Annotated in this window: 15 protein-coding genes; 10 read left to right on the top strand and 5 right to left on the bottom strand. The window is 41.3% G+C overall.

Going from position 1 to position 20,961, the window contains the following annotated elements; all coding sequences use genetic code 11:
• Nucleotides 1-145: 145 nt before the first annotated feature.
• Nucleotides 146-1,498 carry a tetratricopeptide repeat protein gene (locus tag CDC37_RS07000; RefSeq protein ID WP_096621113.1) on the bottom strand — a complete coding sequence of 451 codons (1,353 nt, stop codon included), beginning with the start codon at nt 1,496-1,498 and terminating at the stop codon, nt 146-148.
• Nucleotides 1,499-2,438: 940 nt separating this feature from the next.
• Between CDC37_RS07000 and CDC37_RS06990 the strand changes: the two genes are divergently transcribed.
• Nucleotides 2,439-2,918, top strand: a complete 480-nt coding sequence (locus tag CDC37_RS06990; protein WP_096621111.1) for an NAD(P)H-quinone oxidoreductase subunit N — start codon at nt 2,439-2,441, stop codon at nt 2,916-2,918.
• A gap of 174 nt (nt 2,919-3,092) precedes the next feature.
• Here the strand turns inward: CDC37_RS06990 and CDC37_RS06985 are convergent, their stop codons facing one another.
• The gene (locus tag CDC37_RS06985) at nt 3,093-4,376 is read right to left on the bottom strand and encodes a tetratricopeptide repeat protein (protein ID WP_096621110.1); all 1,284 of its coding nucleotides are present in this window, start codon (nt 4,374-4,376) and stop codon (nt 3,093-3,095) included.
• A gap of 430 nt (nt 4,377-4,806) precedes the next feature.
• On the opposite strand from CDC37_RS06985, the gene CDC37_RS06980 reads away from it, so the two are divergent.
• A complete protein-coding gene (locus CDC37_RS06980) occupies nt 4,807-4,998 on the top strand; it encodes a hypothetical protein (protein WP_096625984.1) in 192 nt (63 codons plus the stop codon).
• Between the two features lie 7 nt (nt 4,999-5,005).
• Here the strand turns inward: CDC37_RS06980 and cydB are convergent, their stop codons facing one another.
• Nucleotides 5,006-6,010 carry a cytochrome d ubiquinol oxidase subunit II gene (gene cydB, locus CDC37_RS06975; RefSeq protein WP_096621109.1) on the bottom strand — a complete coding sequence of 335 codons (1,005 nt, stop codon included), beginning with the start codon at nt 6,008-6,010 and terminating at the stop codon, nt 5,006-5,008.
• A 202-nt stretch (nt 6,011-6,212) separates the two neighbouring features.
• Nucleotides 6,213-7,658, bottom strand: coding sequence for a cytochrome ubiquinol oxidase subunit I (locus tag CDC37_RS06970; RefSeq protein WP_096621108.1), 1,446 nt, complete (start codon nt 7,656-7,658; stop codon nt 6,213-6,215).
• Nucleotides 7,659-7,990: 332 nt separating this feature from the next.
• Between CDC37_RS06970 and CDC37_RS06965 the strand changes: the two genes are divergently transcribed.
• From CDC37_RS06965 to CDC37_RS06945, 5 genes are all read left to right on the top strand, one after another.
• Nucleotides 7,991-9,079, top strand: coding sequence for a RuBisCO accumulation factor 1 (locus CDC37_RS06965; protein ID WP_096625982.1), 1,089 nt, complete (start codon nt 7,991-7,993; stop codon nt 9,077-9,079).
• A 978-nt stretch (nt 9,080-10,057) separates the two neighbouring features.
• On the top strand, nt 10,058-10,846 hold the full coding sequence (locus tag CDC37_RS06960; RefSeq protein WP_096621107.1) for an LEVG family PEP-CTERM protein: 789 nt from the start codon (nt 10,058-10,060) through the stop codon (nt 10,844-10,846).
• 407 nt (nt 10,847-11,253) lie between these two features.
• Nucleotides 11,254-12,645, top strand: coding sequence for a malic enzyme-like NAD(P)-binding protein (locus CDC37_RS06955; RefSeq protein WP_096621106.1), 1,392 nt, complete (start codon nt 11,254-11,256; stop codon nt 12,643-12,645).
• A 677-nt stretch (nt 12,646-13,322) separates the two neighbouring features.
• Nucleotides 13,323-13,982, top strand: coding sequence for a Uma2 family endonuclease (locus tag CDC37_RS06950; RefSeq protein WP_096621105.1), 660 nt, complete (start codon nt 13,323-13,325; stop codon nt 13,980-13,982).
• Nucleotides 13,963-14,211, top strand: coding sequence for a DUF4058 family protein (locus tag CDC37_RS06945; protein ID WP_096621104.1), 249 nt, complete (start codon nt 13,963-13,965; stop codon nt 14,209-14,211). Before CDC37_RS06950 ends, CDC37_RS06945 begins: the two co-directional genes overlap by 20 nt.
• Here CDC37_RS06945 and CDC37_RS06940 read toward each other — a convergent pair.
• Entirely contained in the window at nt 14,180-15,799 is a 1,620-nt protein-coding gene (locus tag CDC37_RS06940; RefSeq protein ID WP_096621103.1) for a hypothetical protein, read from the bottom strand. The genes CDC37_RS06945 and CDC37_RS06940 overlap by 32 nt on opposite strands.
• A 291-nt stretch (nt 15,800-16,090) precedes the next feature.
• On the opposite strand from CDC37_RS06940, the gene CDC37_RS06935 reads away from it, so the two are divergent.
• The 3 genes from CDC37_RS06935 to CDC37_RS06925 all read left to right on the top strand — a co-directional run bounded on the left by CDC37_RS06935 (nt 16,091) and on the right by CDC37_RS06925 (nt 20,745).
• Nucleotides 16,091-19,267 (top strand): alpha-mannosidase, encoded by a 3,177-nt coding sequence (locus CDC37_RS06935; RefSeq protein ID WP_096621102.1) that lies wholly within the window; start codon nt 16,091-16,093, stop codon nt 19,265-19,267.
• Nucleotides 19,268-19,356: 89 nt separating this feature from the next.
• Nucleotides 19,357-19,704, top strand: a complete 348-nt coding sequence (locus CDC37_RS06930; RefSeq protein ID WP_096621101.1) for a hypothetical protein — start codon at nt 19,357-19,359, stop codon at nt 19,702-19,704.
• Nucleotides 19,705-20,136: 432 nt separating this feature from the next.
• Nucleotides 20,137-20,745 (top strand): tRNA-(ms[2]io[6]A)-hydroxylase, encoded by a 609-nt coding sequence (locus CDC37_RS06925; protein ID WP_096621100.1) that lies wholly within the window; start codon nt 20,137-20,139, stop codon nt 20,743-20,745.
• Nucleotides 20,746-20,961 lie beyond the last annotated feature (216 nt).

The following is a 20,961-nucleotide window of genomic DNA, read 5'->3' as shown; positions in this document are numbered from 1 at the left end:
GATTTTACTATAGGGAATATCTACCTAACTTGAAAGTGAGTGGGAAGAGACGACCTGGTGGGTCGTCTGTAGGGAAGTTGAGGGTGGGAATGGGTTTTTTCTTGGTTTGGTTGTGTCCAAGCGACATAGACCCGACAGGTTGTCTCTAGGTTTGTGGTTCGATGTTTAATTTTTTCATGGTTTGTAACATTTGCAGGGCATGGTTTTCATCGCCGATGGATTTATATAATTCGTAGGCTCGTTGATAATGTTTAATGGCGATATTTTTCATCTGGTTTTTTTGATAAATGGCTGCTAATGCCAGAAAAATTTTTGCTTGCTCGGAATGATTATTTAATTCCTGGGCGATAGATAGGGCAGTATTTAAATATTCAAGAGCTTGACTGTACTGCTGAATTTGGTAATAAATACTGCCAACACTAAAATATACACTTTGTTGACTTTGTTTCGCTCCGATGGCTTCGAGGATAATTAGAGCTTGATGGTAGCAATCAAGAGCTGCTTGGGTGTCGCGTAATTTGTGATAGGTAATCGCCATCCGGGATAGAGCAGCAGCTTCACCAAATTGATTGCCAATTTCCCGACAAATTTCCCAAGATTGGCTGTTATAGGCGATCGCTTGATTTAATTGGTTAGTTTGACTGCAAATATCACTTAATCCCTGCAATATGGCACTCCTCACCCGCTTTTCCCCTATCTGTTGTGAAATTGCTAAGGCTTCTGTAAAATATCCCTGGGCAAGGGCATAATGATCCAAAGATTTATGAATCTGCCCCAAGCTGTGGAGGGATATCATCATCAAGTCCTGATTCTGATATTTATAGGCAATCGATAAAGCGCGATCGCTACAATCTTTGGCTGTTTGCCATGACCGCATCTGAATGTAAATCCCTGCTAAATTAGCCCAGGAATCACCCTCGGCTTTCTCGTCTCCTTTTCTCTGGGCTAAATTTAAAGCCTTTTGTTCATAATTCAAGGCTGTTTGGGTGTCACCCAAAAATTGATGGACATTAGCTAAAGAACCTAATGCACTTTTTTGCCAACCGCTCTCCTCCATCTCGCAACTCAATGCCAGTTGATTTTGAAAGCATTTCAACGCATATTGATATTGCCCTAGATTTTGGTAACTTGTCCCCTGTCCCCAAAAAGCCGCTATCTGTAATACCCGATTTCCCGTTTCCCGTGCTAACTCTTCCAAGCGGACAAAATAATCTATGGACTGGTGAAAATTACTTAAGTGCCTCTGACAATCCCCTAAATGATAAAGGGCATTTTCTTGCCAATCTTTTAATTGCCAATGGGTACTAATTTCTAAAATTTGCTTGTAATAAATAAGTGCTTTTTTATACTCAAACAATCGTTCGTGGGTGGCTGCTAACTGACTTAAACAGGTTAACCGCTCCTGTAAACTCATGTTTTGTCGGTTTGACAAACAGTTTAAGTAATCACCTAGCCGTTTGCGGAGGAGTTGGACGAAACTTTGTTGTTCCCTATTCATCTGCAATCTTAATGAATTGTCAATTTTACGAAAATTTAATATTGGTCAGATTCACAGAAATCGTTACATCGCTGTATGTCTATATAGGTATTTTCAAGAATTTGTATTTAACCATGAAGTTTACATGATATAGTCTGGGAATTTACCTTTTGGACAATGTTTTTTAACTTTTGAGCGACATCAAGAGTAGTGTTAGATGTGGACAAAAACGCTTTACCAGAATCAAGAATCCACGATTATCGACGTTTGATACATAAAAACCGCAGATATCAATCTATTTAGCAGCTTATATCCACATAAATGATGAACAGATCGAATTACTTGGCAAAACCGACGGTGAATCAACAGAAATTTTTCAACACCACTGTTTCAGCTAAATCCTGAATGGGAATAGCTTGAATGACAGCAGAATCCAAGTAACAGCCAAAAAACAAACTCAACTCAAACAACGTGAGAACAAACACTTTAACATACTCATCTCAGTATGTCTCCGTACTCAGATGACCCTTAGTAATGATAAATTCCTTTCCTAAAATGGAATCAGGGGGTGTATACCCTCACTGATAAATACGTAGATGCACTTGTTCGATACTAAGGTGAATATATCTATGATTTCATCTGGCTTGTAAGCTATTTACAATGAATCATTGATTTTTTTGTATATTACTTGATTTTCTCTGGGGAAGTAAAATTAAATGCAATAATTTACACAATCTCTAAATTTATGGAAGGAATCACCCTATCTAGCTTGATGTGACAAAAAGCACTTTAAAAGCTACCACAAAATCTCAAAAAGGTATAAAAACCATTGTTATAGGTATAAACTAGGAGGGAGTAGCCTACATCTACCAGCACATAATTCCAATCGGGTTGTGTTTTACTGAAATTTAGGGCAAAAAAGTAAATAATATAGTAAAAGTAAACCGGGATTAGAAAAACTATGGCATTACTGACCACAGGTAAAGGATTCATTCGCGATTTAGAAAAACATGGTGCTTTGAGTGTATATGCACCCCTAGAAGGAGGATTTGAGGGGCGATACCTGCGTCGCCTCCGTGCTAATGGATACACAGCTTTGACTATAACCGCGCGGGGATTGGGTGATGTAGCGGCTTATCTGACACGGATACACGGTGTGCGTCCACCTCACTTAGGTAAAAAAAGTACAAGCAATGGAGCCGCAGTGGGGTATGTTTATTATCTTCCTCCGATGTTGACCTATCAGATTGAGCAACTACCTGCAAAATCCAAGGGTTTAGTCCTGTGGATTATCGAAGGATATATTTTATCAGAGCAGGAATTACAATATTTAGCAGCCTTACCGAGCATGGAACCCCGTGTGAAAGTCGTGATTGAATGTGGTGGCGATCGCGTTTTTCGTTGGCAACCTGTGGAAAAAATGTTAGCAGCAGCGAGTTAGTGGAAGGAAAAAGGAGATATGAGGAAGTAAGATAATGAATACCTCCTCTCATCTCCCATACTCTCAAAAAGGCGATATAACTAGTAATTACGAACTACAAATTACGTAGCTATCTTCCCACGTAGCGGCTATTACGTACGCAAAGCTTTGCCGCAGGCTATTACGAATTACGAATTAAATATCACCATTTTCCAGTTCATAAATTACCCGTTCTAAATACCATTCCTCAGCCATTCCAGGGTAGTAATACTTAGCTCGTTCGAGGTAGCGTTCGGCAATTTCCCAATGTCCTCCCACCAGTCGGGACAATTTTTGGCGTAATTTTTCGTAATTGCTTTTTCTTGCTTCTGGAGAGGGAGCGTTGATTTTTTTGAGGGAATCTAGAGCTTGTTGATAGTTTTGCCAATCATCATTTTCGCAGAAAATTTCCGATGCTTGTTGGTAATCTGCACTGGCTTTTTGAATCTCTTCCAGACGGGTGTACACCATTCCCCGACCTAAATAAGCTTGTGCATCATGGGGGTTAATTTCAATTGCACGGCTAAAATCCTGAATTGCTTGTAAATAGTTACCCGAACTTTGGTGTGCGATTCCCCTTGCAGTCAAACTCATGGAATTATCCGGGTCGTGGGTTAAAGCAATTTCAAAATCAGCTAATGCTCCTTGAACATCCCCTAAATGTAATCTTGCCTTACCACGATTGCGATAGGTAATGGCATGGTTAAAATTTAAGCGTAAGGCTTGATTAAAATCAGCTAGCGCATCCTGATATTTACCTTGTTTACAGCGAATTACACCGCGACAACAGTAGGCTTTACCATCTTGGGGATCAACCTTCAGTACCCAGTTAACACTTTCCATTGCCGCTTGAGTTTCTCCCCGTTCCGCAGCCACAATTAGTTCTAAAAAGTAATCATTTTCGCTGGGTATGGTATTGGTGATAGTTGGACTGGAAGCAGTAGGATTAACACCAGACCTAGGGACAACAGGTTGGGGTTGCAAGCGTTTTACCCGCTCTAAACAAGCACGACAATTTTCCGTATCCTGTGCCTGTAAGTATAACTGGGCAGCTTGCTTAAAACAAGCGATCGCTTCATGTATTAATCCTTGTTTACGTTTGACAATCCCCTTTAAATTATGGGCTGCGGCATAGTTAGAATCAAGTTTAATCACCGTTTCCGCATCATCCAGAGTTCCGGGTAAATTTTTTAAAGCCAAGCGAGCGATCGCCCGTCCATAGAATGCATCGATACATTGACCATCAAGCTTAATGGCTTCGGTATAATCAGAAACAGCTTGGAGATACTCACCCAGGTCAAAATAAGCCAAACCTCGCTTCACATAGGCATCAGTAAAATAGGGATTTGCTTGAATTACCGCCGAAAAATCTGCGATCGCTCCGGCATAGTCATGGTTCTTTGCTCGTTCTAAACCCCGTGTATATAACTCTTGATTCATAAGTATTTACCCCTAATCTATCCACAGTTAATCTATGGATGGTGACTCAATAGTAACTAAAAATAGTATTCCTCTTCATTGTGTGGGAAATTCACCTAAATCGCCATACATAGAGGATATTTGTCAAGTATTAATTATCACTATGTTGACTATCGTCATGACCCTAGACATGGGGTTATAAGGCTGATTTTTCCTTCGAGAGTACAGACGCGATATGTCGCGTCTCTCCATAGGACAAATCCTCACAAAATCCTCAAATTGTTTGCATATAACTAAAAATAAGCCGTAAATACACTGGGCAAAGGGGCAAAACACAAATCCCGGATTTCTCACAAATCCTGAAACACACAGGGAGTAGGGAGTAGTAGGACTGCGAATGCAGGGTAAGGGTAATCAAAAATCCCAAAACGAAAATCAAAAACTAACAATTATGTCTAAAGAATATACAGAAATACTGGAAACATTAGTGAATAAATTAACATTAGCAACAATCTTAGAAATGTTAGAGCGAATATGCCATAAAAAAGCGGAATACCTCAGAAATCATTGGCAAGATGAGGCTTCCGCCAAATTGTGGGAAAAAGCAGCGAGGCAAATTGAACAGATCAATATCGATGTTTAATTAGGATTTAACCATCGCTGACGACCTTACCACGAAAGACAAAGTAATTATAAATGTTGTAAAACAACATAATCGGAATTAAAAAGCCGATAAAAATAATCATGAACACCATTGCACTAGGTGAACTGGCGGCTTCATAAATAGTGACACTGGGGGGAATAATATAGGGGAAAGCGATAAATCCCAAACCCAAAAACGTGAGTAAGAAAATCAAAACAGTGTACACAAAAGGCGTAACTTCCTGTTTTTGCTTCAGACTTTGTAGCAATAATCCGACAAGCATAATTCCCAAAATAGGAATTAGAGCGAATACGTATACTTCTGGCTGGTGGAATAGTCTGGCTCTCGCATTTTCATACACAATGGGTGTAGAAATTGTAATAATAATTGCACCAATTAATGTCGTCACCGCCGCAATTTTTGCTGTTTGAAAATGGGTTTCTTGTAATTTTCCTTCTGTCTTCAGAATCAAGTACACAGAACCAATTAATACATAACCCTGGACTAAAGTTAAGGCCATTAGTAGTGAATGCCAACTGAACCAATCCCACATTCCCCCGGCAAAATGACCAGCCGCATCAACTTTAATTCCGGCTAAGACACCACCTAATGCAAAACCTTGAAACAACGCCGCGATAAAACTACCACCACCAAAAGCCAAATTCCAAACTTTTTTAGTATTTGAATGTTCACGAAATTCAAAAGCAACAGCTCGCAAAATCAACCCGACCACCATCAGCATTAGGGGTAAATATAAGGCATTTAAAATTGTGCCGAAAGCTAGGGGAAAAGCACCAAATAAAGCTCCAGCCATTAATACGAGCCAAGTTTCATTGGCATCCCACACATTACCCAAACTAGTCATTAATAAACCGCGCCGTTGTTCATCGGAAGCAGTCAAAGATAAAATTCCCACTCCCAAATCAAATCCGTCTAATAACACATACAAAAATAAAAATAAACCCAAAATCACAAACCAAACTTGAGGCAAAAAGTGTAATAGTGCATCCATAAAATCACCTGTTCAGTCATTATACTCAAAATACTGTAGACCAGGATTTCCCACAAAATCCTAAAGCTTTCAGGGAGTAGGGAGTAGTAGGAAGAATAATCCATGACTCAACCCATATCATTCACTTGTGAGAAATGGAGGTAGAGAGCAGCATACAGCTACCTCTCTACATCTTAAATTCATGCAATATTCTAGCTAGTTTCTACTGTTGTGCTTCCAGAGGGCGACTATCAGGAATATGGGTAGCTGAACCAGTCAAAAATACTTCCTCTTTCTCCACAATTCCCGGTATTGGTAAACTTAAATCTGGTCCTTTACGAATGATGCGACTACCGAAATATAAGGCAGATATAAATAGAAAACTGTACAAAACAGTGATTAAACTCAAGGAAGTTAAAACCTCCACCGCAGGTAAATGGGAAGCAGCATCGGCAGTACGAATTTCTCCATAGACTGTCCAGGGTTGTCTACCAACACAACGTACAATCCAACCCGCTTCAATTGCAATATAACCCAGGGGTGCAGCCAATACCCAAACCCGCATTAACCAACGCTGTTGAGTAATATTTGTGTCTGACAACTGACCCCGTATCCATTGGAGCAAACTCCACCCCATCAAACCCGCAAGGAAAAATCCAATACCCACCATTAACCGGAATGAGTAATAAATCAAACCAATCATTGGTGGACGGTCTTGGGGAGACCATTCTTTCAATCCCAGCACTGGTTGGGAAAGTTTTGACTTGAATTCGAGGATATAACTCAACCCATTAGGAATTGAGATTTCCCAATCATTTTGCTCGGCTTTGCTATTGGGAAGAGCGACAACACTCCAGTTAGCTGATTGTCCTGCGGGAACAGTTTCCCATTGCGCTTCCATTGCAGCTAATTTGGTCGGTTGATAGTGGTAAACTTGATCCCCACTCAAATGGCCGATGTAAATCTGTAGAGGTGCGACAAATATCGCCACAGCCAAAACTATTTTAAACGACTTGGCGAAAAAATCCTGATGGCGACCTGAGAGAATATACCAAGCACTGATTCCCCCAATCACAAATAGGGAGGTTTCCAAAGTCGCAAAAAACATGTGTAAAAAACTATTGAGCATGAAGGGGTTAAGGATGGCTTGAAAATAGTCGTGAATGACGAATTTACCATTGACCATCTCTCCACCAGCAGGGGTTTGAAACCAAGAATTCGCAGTCAAAATCCAAAAAGTGGAAAGATTTGCCCCAAAAGCCACCAAAATCGTGGAAATATAGTGAATTGCAGGATTAACCCTTTCCCATCCAAACATCATAATTCCCAGGAAAGAAGCCTCCAACATAAAAGCCATCGACCCTTCAAATCCAAGGATACTACCTAAAAAATCCCCAACAGCTTCCGAAAGCGGAGCCCAATTTGTACCAAATTGAAAGCCCATCGGCAATCCGGAAGCAACTCCAATACCAAAATTGAGTAAGTATAATTTTGACCAAAAGCGAGCATGGTAATAGTAAGCAGGATTACGGGTTTTTAACCACAATCCCTCCACCACGATAAGGTAAATTGACATACCCGTGGTGAGGACAGGCCATAACATGTGGAAAATAGCAGTCAGTGCAAATTGTATGCGTGATAATGCAACCGTATTCGATAAAAACTCCATATAGAGAGAATCTATTTTGCCGATTTCTAGTGGATACAGACACATTTCAAGATAACTATTAATCCGTGTTTACACGGCTTTACTTCCACAATTTTTAATATTTCTGAAGTAGTACAAACAGATTACCAAGGAAACTGGATTAAAGGGGTACAGTTTTATTACGGAGGTCAACCCATTAAGGAAGGAGATTGGGACCATATCAACTTGGATGGAGTCATCACCCGTGAAAACCTTCCCTATTCCAAGTGAATATATAAAAGCAATTCAGTAAGGACGTAGCTCTAGACCCAGGTTTTTGGTAAAATGGGTGGTGCTAAACGGTTAGGATGGTTATGAATAGCTCCCCCAAAAATCCGGAGAATCCAGGAACACCAATATCAGAAACTGAGGCTTTAGAATTATTGCGTCAGTTACGGCAAAAACAAGGTAATTGGGTTGAGTGGGGAAGTGCGATCGCAATCCTGCAAAAGGCTGGTTACAACCCCCAAAAAATCTTTGAGGAAACCGGATTTGAGCCAATTCAGCAAAATCAAGTAGTGGTTGGTTCCCAAGTTTACAATTCCCTATCCCAGGGTGGTGCATCTCCCAGTACCTGCAATCATTTTCAGCAGAGAGGAAGTGATATTTTATACGAATTCCGCCTGTTGACCAATGATGAACGAGCCGCCGCCGCCGAGTTAGCATTTAACCATAAAATTGATTGTGACGAAGCACGGGAAATCGCCAGGGCAATTAAAGATTTTTCTCGATTTCGCCAGTTTCCGGAGGGTTTTAGCAACCATCCGGGTGACGCAGTGGCTTATCAATGTTGGAAATTAGCCCGACAAAATTCTGACCTACAAGTGCGATCGCGATTGATTGCCAAAGGTTTAAAATATGCCCACAGTGAGGACGTGCGGCATAAAATTGAACAACTACTCACGGATTTTACCGTTGAGTCAAAGAAAAATGCTCCCACTTTACCTTTTTATCGGATTGAAAGTGCTTCCGAAGTACCCCGAATGATTCCCATCGTCGGTGAATTACCTTTGGGTGTACAGGATTTACGCGCAGTCCCCATCATTGATCCGGTGGGTAGATTTAATGTGGTCAAAATTGCCGGAGAACAAGCTTGGATAGCTCTTCCCGGTTGGCAAGTAATCAATGCAGCAGAAGACCCGGTGGGAATTTTATGCAGTAGCGACCGGTTTTCCAGTCCAAATCAAACTGTAACGGAACCTGTTTTAGTGGTAATTGACCGCGCTCAACGGGAATGGGATATATCCAGTTATTTTGTTGTGGAACACAATGGAGAGTTAGATTTTCAATGGTTTGACAGCGAACCAGAGATACCTTTGCACGGCAAAATTATCGTCATTCTCCGTCCCAAGAAAGTCCTCGATGAAGAATTTAATAAAGATGTGTGGCAAATTGAAGAGTAATTCCGGATTTCTCACAAACACCTCAAACTTTCACTGAGAGGTTGTTTTAAAAGCTCTACAGCCTATCTTTCACGACTCATCTACTGAAAAACTGCTACGAGAAAATAGGGTTTTCGGATGTGCGATTCCCATCCCTGAGTATCACTTAAGGCTTAAGCAGATACTTTTCAAACATACTCTAAAGGTATCAGCACCACGGTAAAACGGTATAAGTCCTAGGTTTTGATAAAATCTAGGCAACATCAGATAGGTCATAGCAGCTGATATCACCCACGGTACTAGTATGGGTTGGCGGAAATATCCAGACCATTTATCTGGTGACTATACTCTGCGTGGTCACCCAGTGAATGAAGGCTCCCCCTTCATTCACCTTACACCCTTGGACTCCCACACGGAGTATGGGAGCTAGGAAAATGGTAGGCGTATTTCTGCCAATTTGTACTAGGAACTGTGGTCGCGCTTCGGGTTATTACCCGTGTTCATCAACTGGGTAGCTAGAAAATAGGTATAAAATTAGACGTAATGCATTTTAAGTAGAACTGCTCTACCTTGATGTAAATAGGTACTTTGAATTAAAAATTAGGATAGATTCGCGTAGTCCAATCCATCCTCTTTCGAGGTCGTTATGTCAGGGAGTGTAGGTTTTAGAGATAGTTACACCTTCCTGGTGACTTGAATAATAACGGATTGTTCTTCATTACAATTTTAAAATATTAAGAATTAATTTACGTCTTTATGCGGAGATGATTCACACCAGAAAAAAGAATAATTAATCAATATCAAATATCGGTTATTGCTGATAAAAAAGATAAATTTATCCCCATATCAAGATTGAATTAATTCATTACCATAGCTCTACACATTTGTTTAAGTTGTGCATTAACTTGGTAAGTAACCAGGGTAAAGCAAATTTGATTCGTTTTTATAATTAGCAAAAAATAGCAAAGTTTGAATTAGCAAGTTTAAGTAAGAGGCAACATGCAAAAGCGTAACTTTCTCCAAGCAACAGTTATTAGTGCAGTATTAGGATTAGGATTTGTCTCCGCAATGCCTGCGGCAAACGCAACAAATTTAATTCCGCAGCGTGAAGGAGAAATTGAAACTACTAACTTAAGTTGTATTGTTAGCGCCGCAAATTGTATTAGATCCAGTGAATTGGGATTTACTGTTACAAGTTTAGAATATCAAGATATTGATGGAAATACCTATGCACCTAGTCGTTTATTTGTAGACAAAGGAGCAACAGAAAACAATTGGGGTGGTGGTATTAGATTTGGATTCACGGACTTAGGAACTAATACTAGTAAAGATGAGTACTGGTTACGTCCAGTTGCATACGGCACAAATGATCGCGTAAGTGAAGGCGGTCAACTAGAAGTTGGTCGGTTCCGGTTTGATTTTGGCAAAAAAATGGCTGAAATTATGTTAGAACTATTTGATATTGAAGATGCCTTCAAAACAGGTATTATCAAGACTGACGGAATTTTTAAGACGAACGCAGTTGCTCAGGGTGGTTTACTAGATCAAAATGGCAATAACGGTATATCTTCAATTACTTTGAAAAACGCTAGTTACTTCATCCTGCAACTCGGTAACAGAGGTCGTGATTCCGTCTTCAGAAGTGGTGACGGTGTACGTTTGAGTGGTTTTGCTCTTTCCCGTTCGGTTCCCGAACCTAGTGCTGCAATTGGGTTTGGCTTGTTAGCGACTGCTGGAACTTTCGGTTTGAAAAAGCGGAAAAAGGTTTCTGAGGAAATCGGTAATTAATTTAGTTGCCTAGGGTCTTCGATTAATTAAGATTTCATAACCTATGATATGGGGATGTGGCAAACAGCTACGTCCCTTTGTGTTTTTTATCGGCATATGAATAGCTTATATGTGCTGCGTACACTAGAACCCATGAAACCCGCATTTCTCACAAAACCCTAAACCTCACAGGGAATAGTCCATACAGACGACCCGTCGGGTCGTCTGTGCAGGGAGTAGTGAGTAGAAAGAAAATCAATCCGTTACTCAAGGCTTACAACTTACTCGCTCAAAATACAGGGAAAGTGTTTTTCCTCCTACTCCCTCTGCATCAAGCGAGGGATATCCAATTTGATTTCTAAATCGAGTACTTGCATCAAGTTACGGCCTGCATCTAAAATCGATTAGCTACAATCAGATATGGACGCATGGCAGACCTCACACCCAATTCCAGTTTTAGTTTAACCATTCGCCTCGAAATTCCCAATCGGGTGGGAATGTTGGCAAGTGTCACCCAAGCGATCGCAACTAGTGGTGGTAATCTTGGCCAAATTGATTTAATTGAGCAAACCAGAAATATTTCCGTGCGGGATGTGACAGTTGATGCTTCCAGTACAGAACATGCGGAGATGATTGTGGAAGCGGTGAAGGCTTTACCACATATCCATGTGAAACAGGTTTATGACCGTACTTTCAATTTACACCGAGGTGGCAAAATCAGCATTTGCAGTCGGATTCACCTCAAGAGTGTGTCGGATTTAGCAATGGCCTATACTCCGGGTGTAGGTAGAATTTGTAAAGCGATCGCTCAAGACCCAGAGGAAGTTTATAATCTGACAATTAAACAAAATACGGTGGCTATTGTTACTGATGGTAGTGCGGTTTTGGGTCTGGGTAATTTAGGTCCAGAAGCTGCTTTACCAGTCATGGAAGGGAAGGCAATGCTATTTAAGGAGTTTGCCGGAATTGATGCGTTCCCCATTTGTTTAGCTACCCAGGATACGGATGAAATTGTCCGTACCATCAAAAATTTAGCTCCCGTATTTGGAGGGGTGAATCTGGAAGATATCGCTGCACCCCGTTGTTTTGAAATTGAACAGCGATTACGCCAAGAGCTAGATATTCCCGTCTTCCACGATGACCAGCACGGAACAGCCATTGTCACCCTTGCAGCCTTATTTAACGCTTTGAAGGTGGTTCATAAACCTATGGAGAAAATCCGGATTGTGATTAATGGTGCAGGTGCTGCGGGAGTTGCGATCGCCCGTTTATTACGTAAAGCGGGTGCAGAAACCATTATCATGTGCGACTCGAAGGGGATTCTGTCTACCCAGCGTACCGATTTAACTGAGGAAAAGCAAGAATTTGCCGTCAAAGCCCAAGGTTCCCTTGCTGGTGCGGTTCAAGGTGCAGATGTGTTTATTGGAGTCAGCGCTCCGGGGGTATTAACGCCGGAAATGGTAAAATCAATGGCAAAGGATGCCATAGTGTTTGCAATGGCGAACCCCATACCGGAAATTCAACCGGAATTAGTGAGGGATGATGTAGCAGTTATTGCTACTGGACGCAGTGATTACCCTAATCAAATTAACAACGTATTGGCTTTTCCAGGGGTGTTTCGTGGTGCATTAGACTGCCGTGCCCAAACGATTACAGCTTCCATGTATCTAGAAGCTGCTAGTGCGATCGCATCTCTAGTTAAACCCTCTGATTTAGATAAGGAACACATTATTCCCTCCGTATTTGACGAACGTGTATCCACCGCAGTTGCAGCTGCAGTTCAACGTGCAGCACGTCAAGATGGTGTTGCTCGAATTTAAATCGATTTTGGATTACCCTTCGGTCAATCCGCTAGCCTAAAGGCATGGCTTTCACCAACGCGTCTATGGATTTTAGATTTTGGATTATTATTCCGGGACTTGCAAATCATAAAATCCTCCATTTATGGGGTCGGTTGAAACCACTATCCGTAACCCACCATTGTTTATGAGGTAATTTGTTTCTTGGTGTTCTATGAACACAGTTAATTAACGTGAGTTCGATGATTTATAAAGCCTGAAACTCCTGTCCAGTAACATTCGTAGAAAATAGAAGTTTTTAAAAACCTCCAAGTATGATGTTGAGAATAAAATCATTAAACCTGGAATCAGTCATTTATTGACTTTGTTCTCAACTAATGGATGAGGTTACTTTAAACTTTAACTTTCAAAATCATTGATTCACAGGGATTGTAGCGTTTATAATTCGTCGAATTCACGTTAATTAAGGGGGTATAAATATTTATCACTTGTTTGTAGTTGCGTGCATAGCGCTATAACATAAGCGTTCACCCGCTTTTGCAGGAAGCAAGCTACGTAAAGTAGTGCAACTACATTCATCAACTTTTAGCAATGCGACATCTTCTTTTGTGGTGATAAAACTAAAAAAATATCCGCCTTCAACTAAGTTGAATATGATAGATTTTAAATGATGGGAGAGAATACAATAAATTTTACCAATGGTACAGATAAAATTCACCCAAATCGAAGTTCCAACTGGACAATCTGTATTATTTCATAATATTAGCTGGACGGACTTTGAAAAGATTTTGGAAGAGTTAGGAGAACATAGAGGAACTAGAATCACATATAACCAAGGTACTTTAGAAATCATGGCTCCCCTTCCTGAACATGAATTTGATAAAGAGTTACTCAGTGATTTTGTCAAAATTATTTTAGAAGAATTAGATTTAGAACGAGAATGTTTTGGTTCCACAACTTTTAAAAACCAATCAATGGCTCAAGGAATAGAACCAGATCAATGCTTTTATATCAAAAATCATTTATTGATGAGGGGAAAAACTAGAGTTGATTTAACCGTAGATCCCCCACCTGATTTAGCAATTGAGATTGATTTAGCATCGAAAACGCAAATTTCCACCTATGCAGCTTTAGGTGTACCAGAATTATGGATTTATGAAAAAAATCAGTTGCAAATATATACCCTACAGGATGGAAAATATATTCAATCCGTGATGAGTCCCAATTTTCCTGATTTACCTATAGTCGAAGTTATTCCCGAATATATACAACGTAGCAAAACTGAAGGTGCAAGCGCGACATTGAAAAGATTTCGACAGTGGTTAAGGAAACAAATTCATGACAAAAATTATATCTAAACTAAACAGGATTTACGCAAGAACAAAGCAAACACCGTCAGATGATAGTATTGCGATCGCTACACCATCTGTGCAATCAACTCAAGTCACCCTAACGATTCCAGAAACCATTAAGGAAAGGTATTTAGAAGTGCGTCGAGTAGAAACCAAAGAGGTAATCACTGCAATTGAAATTTTATCTCCTAAAAATAAACGTATTATCTTCTCGACTTCCACCAATTCCAAATAAATTTAATCCCCTTCACCAGTTTAGCTTCTAACCATGCCATTAATTTATCTAACCATTCCAATAGCTGTTCTAGGGGATGTTTTTCATAACTAACGGTACTAGCGTTGATTTCAATCCAGTCTGTAAATAGGTCAAATTCATCATCATTCCCTGAAATATTCATATTATCTAATTGCTTACTAAATTCGTTAGAAGCACGGTGGGTATCTTGAATTTTACTTGTACCAAAAAGGGAGATGGGTGTGAGGCTTTTTTCCCTTTGGGGACGACGGGAGGAAAGGATTTTTCTGCTAGTGGGAATTTGGGAAACTGATGGGGTAGAATTTGCAGATTTAACGATTGCGGTTGATTGCTGGGATTGAAGTAATTTATCTGCTGTTGGTTGTCCGTTAATTTGCGGGGTTGGTGCTGATTGTTCAAGCGATTCGACGATTCTGGTGGTTTCGACTGGAATCACTTCTCCAAATAATTCATGGACTGTCAACCACGGGTCTTCTATGGTTTCATCTGCTGCTAATACCTTTTGGTTGCTATGGTTAAATCTTTTCTGGGGGGATGGATTACCGTTGAGATGATGGTTAATATCACCTTGATGATTAATCTGAGAATTCCCAGTTCTACCAAAAAAGTAATGAATTGCTGCGAGAATAATCTGTTTAATCGGGTTTGTGTCTGTTTGAATTTGCTGATTAACTGTAATATTTTGATTGTTTTGATTTTCCCAAGTTGCTAAATTAGTGTTAGTAGTATTAGTATCTGTATTGTGATGATTGCCATATACGAAAATCTGGATTTTTTCCGCGATTTTGTGAATCAAGGAAGTTGTTGTTTCCGCAACCGGAACTATGGCTGTATTCTCAAATTTGGCTAGAGCTGCATCAATCAACTCTAAAGAATGGGGAGATAAGGGGATTTTTGGGCGATTTTCGGCTGGTTTTTCCGCAATTGTGGTGCTATTTTGGTCTTTAGTATTACCAGAATTACCAGTTAATTTTCCTAATATCTGGTCAATTTCTGCTAAAGTACATTGGTGCTGTTGAATTCTGGCTTCAAATTCACGCCGTGCAGCTTGATAATCAGTGGTTTCGCTGATAATTTTATCTAGTAACTTTTGTTGCTCTTGAGGTGTTAGTATATTTAAAATTTCGTTCACAGAATTAACCAATACTAATGCTCTATCTGTCAACTGACAGGCAATTCCTCGCAGATGAGGAACGTACTGGATCGAAGCTGCTGTAGTTTGTGTCACCATACCCGTTGCTCGCGCATGGTGTTTGTAACTAGGGAAGGTTCTGGCATTACCTAAAACATTGGCAATCGGTATATCCACATCTGGGACAATTTCATCACTGTTTCCATGTAACTGTCGGCTATTTGTTTGACTGGGTTCACCAGCAATTTGTTTACCTACGTTTTGCAGTGCTTTTTGGATTGGTGCAAGAATTGTAAACAGCAAAGTTTGTAAAGACCAACCTGCGGAAACTTTGACATGACGTAAAGTTTCACCCATGCGATCGCTCAAACGTTGTGATTGGCGATAGATAAAGTTAAATAAACGACTTTGATAACGTCCTGATGCCGGTGGCATGATATTTTGGGGTTACTAAAGGATGTTTTGAGGGAAAAGTATTTACAGAGTTAAATACTATTTGTGTTCGCTAATCTGAAGCCTTACACCAAGAGGTAAGGTCGCGAAAGCGCAAAATGGTAAAGGTGTAAAGAGCCATTTTATTATTTTTTATGATTTTGGTAAAAAGTGTGAATTTATACTCTCGGAACACCTAATATTTCCTAAATATTTATTGGTCCATCTCTGCTATCTCCTGTATCCTGTATTCTGACGACCGTATCCTATCTCCTACAAAATCTTAGCGAAAATATGACTGAGCAATTGTCTCTCAACGATACAAAATCCATTGTGGATGCAATTAATACTTTGCGTGGTTATGTACAGGTGGATCTTCAGTCGGGTTGGAGGTTAACCACGGAAGATATTCTGATTACAGAGATTATCCCTGATATGATGTCAACTTGGCCAAAGGGGGAAAAAAATGACAAGGGACATTTGGCTTGGGGTAGTGGTCGGGAGGTGAGGATTTTTGCCCAGGTGATTAAAATTCCCACTGATTTGCAAGGGTATCAGCTAAGGGGGCTAATTGCACGGGTGGGTTTGGTATGGTGGGCGGATAGTGCCCAAGTTTATGTTAATGGAAAATTGGCCGCAGAGGGAGATTTATTTGATTTTGCACCACGGATATTGTTAACGGAGAATGCTATCCCTGGGGAGGAATTTTGGGTGGTGGTGCGGTTGGTGAGTCCGGGTCATGATGGGGGGGCTTTAATGCGATCGCAATTAATTTTTGAGTCTGCTGACCCTCGGTCTCCGGAACCGAGTTTGATCGCGACGGAAGTGGCGGTTTTGCAAGGATATTTACAACAGTTTGCTCCCCATCTATTGCCAAGTTTAGCTAGTGCCATTACAGGTTTTGATTTAGATCCCACCAGTGGCTTTTTTCCCCAAACCCTACGGGAGCTACGCAATTCCCTGATTCCCTACAAAATTGAGCCGATGGATGGGAAAATATATTTGACGGGTCATGCCCATCTAGATATGGCTTGGTTATGGCAGGTGGCAGAAACTTGGCGAGCTGCCGAAAATACTTTTAAATCGGTTTTGGCTTTACAGCAGGATTATCCCAATTTAATATTTTCCCATTCTACACCAGCTTTATATGCTTGGATCGAACAAAATCGTCCCGATTTATTTATCCAAATTCAAACCCAGGTAAAAGAAGGAAAATGGGAGGTGACGGGGGGATTTTGGGTGGAACCGGAATTAAATATAATTGCCGGTGAGTCGATTGTGCGGCAATTGTTGTACGGACAGAAATATACCCAAGCCAAATTTGGTCACATAGCCACCGTTGTTTGGGTTCCCGATAGTTTTGGCTTTTGTTGGACTCTACCCCAATTCATGGTGCAAGCAGGGGTGGAATTTTTCGTCACCCAAAAGCTGCGTTGGAACGACACAACTAAGTTTCCCTACGGTATATTTAAATGGCGATCGCCAGATGGTAGCGAAATCACTAGCTACATGTCTGCACCCATTGGGGAAGGGATTGAACCGGTCAAATTAGCTGCTTATCACCGGGAATGGCAAACCCAAACTGGGATCAAAGATGCTTTGTGGTTAACTGGTATTGGCGACCACGGGGGTGGACCAACCCGTGATATGTTGGAAGTGGCTGCAAGGTGGAACAATTCCCCTGTGTTTCCAGAGATGACATTTACCACGGTGGAAAATTACCTGCGGCAAATCCTTTCTCAACCAACAACATCCCCTCTCCCAGTTTGGAATGACGAAATTTACCTGGAATTCCATCGTGGTTGCTACACAACCCATGCAGACCAGAAACGCTTAAATCGACGTTGCGAAACCCTGTTATTTACAGCAGAATTATTTGCCTCCCTCAGCACCATTCTCACCTCCAGCGATTATCCCCAAACTCCACTGGAAACCGCTTGGAAAAAGCTATTATTTAACCAATTCCACGATATCTTACCCGGTTCATCCATCCCCGAAGTTTACAGCGATGCGGAACCGGAATGGGAAGCAATTCAAAGCATTGGCAATCAAGTTTTACATCAAGCCTTACACCAACTTTACCATCATATTCCCCTCCCCCCACCTCCAACAACCGATGCGATCGCCATAATTGTGTTTAATCCCCTCAACTGGACTCGCTCCGAAGTGGTGGAAATTTCCCTTCCTAACCACATTCACCATCCCTGTATCTCCACCACCGACGGTCAAACCCTACCAATTCAACAGCAAAATCCCCACCAAGTCCATTTTATCGCCCCAGATATCCCCCCCATAGGTTACAAAATCCTTTGGCTATCCCCCGGTCAACCCCCAACCACCATCTCCCCACCCTCAGAATTCATCCTGGAAAACTCCTATCTACGGGTAACTGTTGACCCAGAAACAGGAGACCTCACCAGTATATTCGACCTAGTCAACCACCAAGAAATCCTCTCCGCACCCGGAAACCAACTACAAGCCTTTGTCGATGCAGGACAATATTGGGATGCATGGAATATCGACCCCAATTACCATCACCATCCCCTTCCCCCACCCCAACTCCAATCAATCAGTTGGTCTGCATGGGGAGCAGTGCAAAATACAATTCGCGTCATCCGCAAAATTGGGACATCAGAATTTTGTCAAGATTACACCCTTCCAGCCAACTCTCCCATTCTGAAAATTCACACCACCGTAGATTGGAAAGAACGTCATGTCCTCGTCAAAGCTGCATTTCCCCTCACCATCAGTAACAATTTTGCCACCTACGAAATCCCCTGCGGTACAATTCAACGCTCCACCAATCCCCAAACTCCCCAAGAACAAGCAAAATGGGAAGTTCCAACCCTACGCTGGGCAGATATTAGCCAAACCAATTACGGTGTCAGCCTCCTGAACGATTGTAAATATGGCTACGATGCCACACCTAACCAACTGAGAATCACCCTCCTACGGGGTTCAACTTGGCCTAATCCCCATGCAGACCTGGGTTTACATGAATTTACCTACGCCATCTATCCCCATCTTCATAGTTGGGAACAAGCCAACACCGTCCACCGTAGTTATGAATTGAACACACCTTTATCCGTCCTTGTCGGAGAAACACCTTCATTCCATCCTCCGGATTCAATCACAAACACACCACCAGATAGCCAAAGCTTCATCCAGCTATCGGCAGAAAATATCATCATCATGGCATTTAAAGCAGCCGATTCTGCTGTGGATACCACACAAGACCCAGCCCATCAAAACACCTTTATACTACGTTGCTACGAATGCCACAACCAAACCAGCAACTTCAAAATCACCAATAACCTCGGCTTAACCTGTACTCAAACTGTGGATATTTTGGAGCGTCCCACATCCATACCAGAATTTTCATCCGTGCAACAAAATTTAACCATTCAACCAGGAAAAATCTACAGCTTGAAATTACAGGGGAAACCATCACCAAATTTAAAGAGGAGATAAATATTTTCGCTGATGAATCAAAAAACACTTGTCACAAACCCGATTCCGTATTATAGGATGTACAGAGTGTTGCAAGGCGTGGAAATTCTATGGCTCGGTATACCTGTTCATTTGTCCTTTCTATTTCTTTAGATGACCTGCAACCTGCACTTGTAGACCTGTTGTACAATTGTGGGTTAGATGTGAAATATCATACCATTGATTACATTATGGCACGGGAGATTCCCGGCAATGTACCCTTTTCCAAATTGGTGACAGTTGAAGCCTTAATTGATAAAACAACTGCAACTGAGTCCGAAACACGCATGACGATTGTGATTAAAAATGAAGAGTTACCACTCCAGATTGACAATCACTGCCGACAAGTGTTTGATTTTATTAAGCAAGAGATTGAAGTTAGTCGTTACTGGAATTTAATTGAAAGCATCGCTGGTTGATGTGATATTTTTCACAACTAAGCAAAAAGGAATTTAGTACAGACGACCCGTAGACACGTGCAGCATGACTTTTCGTAGAGATGGGTCGTTTATGCTGGGGTGAGGGCATATATATTCAGGTAGTCCGTGTCCAAAAATGCGATCGCATTTTTCACTCTAACACTTGACATACTCCCCGTAATAGAATTGCGGGGATTCTGGGGTCAAACAGCGATAGCAGGTACTGTCCGTCTGACATCACCTAACCCAACAGTTGAAATGTTAGATTTGTAGAAGTTCAAACATTTATCAACCAAGGGAGAAGTTAAGTTGTTTGGATGCCTGATGCAAGAATCTGCGTCTATGCATGGGTACAGAGTGTCAACAGGAAATACTCCAATTCAGGTGTTTGATATAATTTTAATGGGATGCAAAGTCTAACCGGATAATGGAATGAAATCAAATTTGATCACCGAGTTACCCAAAATCAATGCCTTAAAAACTCCCACCAGTTCTGCGTGGGTTGAACAAGCCATATCCAACCTAGACACCATACTCCTCGACCATGCTCAATGTGAACGCAAAGCTGCTGGAGTTGCACTCAACCTGATTTTCCGCTACCCTTCCAATGCCAAAATGGTACGGGAATTAACGAAAATCGCTCGTGAAGAGCTGGAACACTTTGAACTGGTTAATCAATGGTTAGACCGACGTAACATCCCCATGCGTCCCCTCCAACCACCTCCCTACGGTGCTGGTTTAAAGGCACAAATCCGTTCCCAAGAACCCCAGCGTTTCTTAGATTCTTTGTTGGTCAGTGGGTTAATTGAAGCTCGCAGTCACGAAAGGTTGGGATTAATCGCAAATTATTGTCCAGAACCAGAATTAGCCAAATTTTATCACAGTTTGATGGCTTCGGAAGCACGTCATTTTGGGGTTTACTGGATACTCGCTGATACCTATTTTGACCGAGAATTATTCCTCAGTCGGTTGGATGAATTAGCCGTGGTTGAGAGCGAATTGCTCGCTCATTTACATCCGGAACCACGGGTACATAGTTAAACGAAAACCGATCGCAGTCCGAGCAGGAGTTTTAAAATCTTATATGTAGGGTTGTTGACTGTTAACGGTTGACAGTAAACAGCCATAGACGCATACAACCGTAGCGCGACTTCTCTAGGAGAAGATTTCCCGTGGGGTACAGCCAAACCAATATTTTTCACTATGTAAATCCGATGGACATAACATAAATTCTGTACAGTTAACAGTCAAGGGTTA

The sequence above is a fragment of the Calothrix sp. NIES-3974 genome (assembly GCF_002368395.1).
Taxonomy (GTDB): Bacteria; Cyanobacteriota; Cyanobacteriia; order Cyanobacteriales; family Nostocaceae; genus NIES-3974.
This window is presented reverse-complemented; position numbering and strand designations above follow the sequence as displayed.

Bases quoted from the DNA above. Each gene is read 5' to 3' on its own strand.
- CDC37_RS06985 (WP_096621110.1), bottom strand. From the start codon at position 4,376: ATGAATCAAGAGTTATATACACGGGGTTTAGAACGAGCAAAGAACCAT.
- CDC37_RS06940 (WP_096621103.1), bottom strand. From the start codon at position 15,799: ATGCCACCGGCATCAGGACGTTATCAAAGTCGTTTATTTAACTTTATC.
- CDC37_RS07000 (WP_096621113.1), bottom strand. From the start codon at position 1,498: ATGAATAGGGAACAACAAAGTTTCGTCCAACTCCTCCGCAAACGGCTA.
- CDC37_RS06960 (WP_096621107.1), top strand. From the start codon at position 10,058: ATGCAAAAGCGTAACTTTCTCCAAGCAACAGTTATTAGTGCAGTATTA.
- CDC37_RS06950 (WP_096621105.1), top strand. From the start codon at position 13,323: ATGGTACAGATAAAATTCACCCAAATCGAAGTTCCAACTGGACAATCT.
- CDC37_RS06945 (WP_096621104.1), top strand. From the start codon at position 13,963: ATGACAAAAATTATATCTAAACTAAACAGGATTTACGCAAGAACAAAG.
- CDC37_RS06930 (WP_096621101.1), top strand. From the start codon at position 19,357: ATGGCTCGGTATACCTGTTCATTTGTCCTTTCTATTTCTTTAGATGAC.
- cydB (WP_096621109.1), bottom strand. From the start codon at position 6,010: ATGGATGCACTATTACACTTTTTGCCTCAAGTTTGGTTTGTGATTTTG.
- CDC37_RS06925 (WP_096621100.1), top strand. From the start codon at position 20,137: ATGAAATCAAATTTGATCACCGAGTTACCCAAAATCAATGCCTTAAAA.
- CDC37_RS06965 (WP_096625982.1), top strand. From the start codon at position 7,991: ATGAATAGCTCCCCCAAAAATCCGGAGAATCCAGGAACACCAATATCA.
- CDC37_RS06955 (WP_096621106.1), top strand. From the start codon at position 11,254: ATGGCAGACCTCACACCCAATTCCAGTTTTAGTTTAACCATTCGCCTC.
- CDC37_RS06970 (WP_096621108.1), bottom strand. From the start codon at position 7,658: ATGGAGTTTTTATCGAATACGGTTGCATTATCACGCATACAATTTGCA.
- CDC37_RS06935 (WP_096621102.1), top strand. From the start codon at position 16,091: ATGACTGAGCAATTGTCTCTCAACGATACAAAATCCATTGTGGATGCA.
- CDC37_RS06990 (WP_096621111.1), top strand. From the start codon at position 2,439: ATGGCATTACTGACCACAGGTAAAGGATTCATTCGCGATTTAGAAAAA.
- CDC37_RS06980 (WP_096625984.1), top strand. From the start codon at position 4,807: ATGTCTAAAGAATATACAGAAATACTGGAAACATTAGTGAATAAATTA.